Here is a 4,879-nt window from a genome sequence, read left to right as displayed (position 1 = left end):
CGGTTCCGACCGCCTGCAAGGCAACACCGTCGCCGCCGATGGTTCCGACCGCCTGCAAGGCAACACCGTCGCTGCCGATGGCTCCGACCGCCTGCAAGGCAACACCGTCGCCGCCGATGGTTCGGATCGTTTGCAAGGCAACTCCGTTGCATGACTGAACTGCTTCACCGCAGTACCCGACAAAAAGCCCGGCCTGATCAGCCGGGCTTTTTCGTGCCTGGGATTTTTTGATTCTCAGTTACGCGCCATGCATCGCTGATAGCGCTCATCAACCCGCTTGGCAAACCACGCTGTGGTGAGTTTTCGGGTGATTTTCGGGCTCTGCAGGACGATCCCCGGCAATACCGCGCGCGGCAGTGGTCGCCCCTCAGCCTGTTCGGCCAAGGCAAAGACCCGTTGATAGAGCTTGCTGTTCTCGAATTCGAGGCTGTTGCCCTGCTCCAATTGATCCCTGATCGTCGGATTGCGCATGTCCAACTGCTTGCCGAGGGTGCGCACCGCCAGTTCCGTGCTGCCGGGCATGATCGAACCGTAGCGCACCAGGTCGCCATCCAGCGCCAGCGGAATGCCGGAAGCACGACTGACGGCGTTCTGGAACGCAGCATTGCGGCTGGCGTACCAACCGGCATTGAAGTCGGCAAAACGGTACAACGGCTGTTTGTAACTCACCGGGTAACCCAGCAAATGGGCGATGCCGAAATACATGCCGCCCCGGCGGGTAAAGACTTCACGACGAATCGAGCCATCTACCGGGTAGGGATACCCCTTGGCCTGTTGCTCGGCGAAATCGATGCTGACCTGCATTGGCCCACCGGTGTGTACCGGGTTGAAGCCTGCGAACAGGGTCTTACCCATGGGCACCATGCCAATGAAATCATCGAAAATCGCACTCAGTTCTTTTTCACTGCGCGCCGCATTCAGGCGATCGTTGTAGGTTTTGCCATTGGGCGAACTCACCCGCAGGGCTCCGCTGACCAGCAGGTTGGGAATGTGCGCCTTGGTGGCACGGCGATCGATTTCCTCGCGGGCAATCTTGCCCAGCCCCGGGACCGACGGGTCGACCTGAAAAGTCGATTCCTGCTCGGTCACCGCCAGCACGGCACACAGGTTTTGCGTGGTCGGTGGAATGTTCTGCGCAGCGAACGCGGCGTAGATATCCGTGGCCCAGCCCTGGCGGTCGACCGTCTTGGCCGGCAGCAACCGCACGATCTGCGCCTTGACCTCGGCAGGTTTGCGCACCGGTGGCTCCTGGGTCCGTTGACTGCTGCAACCGGCCAGCACCAGCAACGCGGCGACGCTCATGATCAATCGTTGGGCTTGCATGTTGCTCCAGGAAGTCCGTTGAACCGGGTTAACCATACGACCAATGGCATGGCGCAGGCTATGACCTTGGCAGGCCACGGCTGTTCCTCGAAATCTGACGAATGCTGGCGGAGCGAGCAGGCCGGCTCCCATGGAAAATCCCTGCCCAGCGACAGCCTGTGGACCATACTTCACATCACATGGCGAGGAGGACTGGCTCATGCACCGTAGCGACGTGTTGATCATCGGCGCCGGCCCGACCGGGCTGGTTCTGGCCTTGTGGCTGAGCAAGCTGGGAATTCGCGTGCGGATCATCGACAAGGCCTCGGCCCCCGGCACCACATCGCGGGCGCTGGCGGTTCAGGCGCGGACACTGGAGTTGTATCGCCAGCTCGACCTCGCCGATGCCATCGTGCAACACGGCCATCGCGTGGCTGCCGCCAATTTCTGGGTCAAGGGCGAGCCTGTGGCACGTCTGCCGCTGAGCCGTGTTGGTGAAGGGCTGACGCCCTACGCCTTTCTCGAAATCTACCCGCAGGATGAACACGAGCGGCTGCTGATCGAGCGGCTCGAAACCTTCGGCGTCACTGTCGAGCGCAACACCGAGCTACTGGGTTTCGAAGAATCCGGTGACGGCATTACGGCCACCTTGCGCCTGGCCGACGGTCAACGGGAAACCTGTCAGGCCTGCTACCTGGCGGGCTGCGACGGCGCTCGCTCGATCGTGCGCAAAAACCTCGACACCGGCTTTCCCGGTGACACCTATCAGCAGATTTTCTACGTGGCCGACGTGCAGGCCAGCGGGCCGACGTTCAACGGCGAATTGCACGTGGATCTGGATGAAGCGGATTTCCTCGCCGTGTTCCCGTTGGCCGCGCAAGGCCGTGCACGATTGATCGGCACCGTGCGTGACGAGCGTGCCGAGCAGGCCGAAACCCTGCAATTCGAAGACGTCAGCAGCCGGGCTATCGAGCACATGCAGGTCAAGGTCGAACAATTGAACTGGTTCTCGACCTACCGCGTCCATCACCGGGTGGCGGACCACTTTCGCACCGGCCGGGCTTTTTTACTGGGCGACGCCGCCCATGTGCACAGTCCCGCCGGCGGCCAGGGCATGAACACCGGCATCGGCGATGCGATCAACCTCGCCTGGAAACTCGCAGCGGTGCTGAGCGGCGGTGCCGAAGCCAGACTGCTCGACACCTATGAAACCGAACGCATCGCCTTCGCCCGCAAACTGGTGGCGACCACCGACCGAGTGTTCACCTTCGTCACTGCCGAAGGACGCGTGGCCGATCTGTTGCGCACTCGCCTGGCGCCATTGCTGCTTCCCAAAATGGCCTCGTTCGAAACCTCCCGCGAGTTCCTGTTCCGCACGGTGTCGCAGATCACTTTGAACTACCGGGGGATGCCCCTGAGCCATGGCGTTGCCGGGCACGTGCACGGCGGCGATCGCTTGCCCTGGGCGCACGACGGTGAGGGTGACAATTTCGAATCGCTGAAATGCCTGACATGGCAGGTGCATGTGTACGGCGACACCAGCGATGAGATGATCGCCTGGTGCCACGAGCACCATGTGCCATTGCAGGTGTTCGATTGGCGACCGGCGTTTGAAGAAGCGGGACTGGCACGCAACGGCTTTTACCTGCTAAGGCCCGATACCTACGTGGCGATTGCCCAGACGTGCTCCGATCCGAAGGTGATCGAGCGCTATTTCGATCATCACGGGATTCGGCCGTTTTTTTGAGTGTCCTGAAAACACGTCCCCTGTGGGCGCGGGCTTGCCCGCTCCCACAGGTTCCCGGTCAGTTGGCGATAGGTTTCGGGATTTCCAGACCGCGCTTCACCGCCGGCCGTGCGAGGAATTTTTCCAGCACGCGGGTGACGTTCGGGAAATTCTCGATGCCGACCAGATCGCCCGCTTCATAGAAGCCGATCAGGTTGCGGATCCATGGGAACGTGGCGATATCGGCGATGGTATAGCGTTCGCCCATGATCCACTCCCGGCCTTGCAGGTGCTTATCCAGGACACTGAGCAGGCGTCTGCTCTCTTCGACATAGCGGTCACGCGGACGCTTGTCTTCGTAGTCTTTGCCGGCGAACTTGTTGAAAAAGCCGAGCTGGCCAAACATCGGTCCGATGCCGCCCATCTGGAACATCAACCACTGAATGGTTTCGTAGCGTGCAGCCCCTTCCTGCGCCAGCAATTGCCCACTCTTGTCGGCCAGGTAAATCAGGATCGCCCCGGATTCGAACAACGGCAGCGGCTGGCCACCGGGACCATGGGGGTCGAGGATGGCCGGAATCTTGTTGTTGGGGTTCAGCGACAGGAACTCGGGGGACATCTGGTCGTTGCTATCGAAGCCGACGCGATGCGGTTCATACGGCAGGCCGATCTCTTCAAGCATGATCGACACCTTGACGCCGTTGGGGGTCGGCAAGGAGTACAGCTGAATCCACTCCGGATACTGGGCCGGCCATTTTTGAGTGATGGGGAATGCAGACAAATCGGTCATGGGTTGGATCCACGAGAAAATTGAGAACACCGATGATAATGGACATCTCGCGAATTGAGACCGCCGGCGCCATCGATAACGCTGATGGTCAAGATCAATAAGGATCACAGCGTGAATGCGTGCATGGCGGTGTAGGGTGGCCATAAATCCGCAACATCATGTCGATAACCTTCGCTGCAACCCGTTCATGGTTACCGGTACATTGGTGCGCTCTCGGGCCGGAATCGAACCAAATGGGCTTCAGAGGACTCTGAGCACTGCCCCTTTTGAAACGGACCGGCTTCACGACATGGAAAACACCCGACGCAGGAAAGCCGCGGTGTAAAGGTTTGTCAGCCTTAACCAATATGCTGAAGAACTCTTTTTTCCATGACGAATTTTCTGAAACTCGCTAATCGCTTCAAACATCGCGCCTACATTTTCCTGCCCGCCCTGCTGGCGGCCAGCGCGTTGTTCATGTTGCTGGAGTCGAGCGAAAGCCGCGCCCAGCCGGCGGACGGCACACAGACGCTGGTGTTCCTGCGCCACGCGGAAAAACCCGCGGGCGGCCTCGGCCAGCTCAATTGCCAGGGACTGAACCGTGCGATCGACCTGGCCACGTTGCTGCCGGAAAAATTCGGCAAGGCCGACTACGTGTTTGCCGCCAACCCGACGCGCAATGTCGAGGAAGGCGAGCTGGACAACTCTTACAGTTACATTCGCCCTTTGATGACCATCAGCCCCAGCGCGATCAAGCTCGGCTTGCCGGTCAATATCAAATACTCGGCCAACGACACCAGCGACCTGGCCGATGAACTGCTGCACGACAAGTATCACAACTCGGTCATATACACGGCGTGGTCCCACGGCTACCTGCCGGAGTTGATCAACAAGGTCGCCGGGGAAGCCGTCGGCAAGAAGCAGAAGATCACCGAGGATTGGGAATCCAGCGACTTCGACTCGTTGTATGTGTTGACGCTGACCTGGCACAACGGCAAGGCCAGCCTGCAAAGCCATACCTACAAGCAGGGTCTGGATAATGGGCAGGAGACCTGTCCGACCTGAGTTGTGCGGTGTCTGTT

General features: G+C 60.0%; 4 protein-coding genes. 2 read left to right on the top strand and 2 right to left on the bottom strand.

Translation table 11 applies throughout. From position 1 onward, the window contains the following. Nucleotides 1-234: 234 nt before the first annotated feature. Nucleotides 235-1,323 carry a DUF1615 domain-containing protein gene (locus tag D8V06_RS12405; protein ID WP_130904221.1) on the bottom strand — a complete coding sequence of 363 codons (1,089 nt, stop codon included), beginning with the start codon at nt 1,321-1,323 and terminating at the stop codon, nt 235-237. A 199-nt stretch (nt 1,324-1,522) separates the two neighbouring features. Here D8V06_RS12405 and D8V06_RS12400 point away from each other — a divergent pair, with 199 nt between their 5' ends. Next, nucleotides 1,523-3,049, top strand: a complete 1,527-nt coding sequence (locus tag D8V06_RS12400) for an FAD-dependent oxidoreductase (protein WP_130931041.1) — start codon at nt 1,523-1,525, stop codon at nt 3,047-3,049. A 58-nt stretch (nt 3,050-3,107) separates the two neighbouring features. On the opposite strand, the gene D8V06_RS12395 is transcribed toward D8V06_RS12400, so the two are convergent. Continuing rightward, complete coding sequence (locus tag D8V06_RS12395) at nt 3,108-3,818, bottom strand: glutathione binding-like protein (protein ID WP_130904219.1); 711 nt, start codon at nt 3,816-3,818, stop codon at nt 3,108-3,110. Between the two features lie 369 nt (nt 3,819-4,187). On the opposite strand from D8V06_RS12395, the gene D8V06_RS12390 reads away from it, so the two are divergent. After that, nucleotides 4,188-4,862 (top strand): hypothetical protein, encoded by a 675-nt coding sequence (locus tag D8V06_RS12390; protein WP_056854804.1) that lies wholly within the window; start codon nt 4,188-4,190, stop codon nt 4,860-4,862. Nucleotides 4,863-4,879: the final 17 nt, after the last annotated feature.

The sequence above is a fragment of the Pseudomonas sp. Sample_24 genome (assembly GCF_004307605.1).
GTDB lineage: Bacteria > Pseudomonadota > Gammaproteobacteria > Pseudomonadales > Pseudomonadaceae > Aquipseudomonas.
Note: the sequence above shows the minus strand (reverse complement) of the source record. Positions and strands in the feature narration are given on the sequence as shown.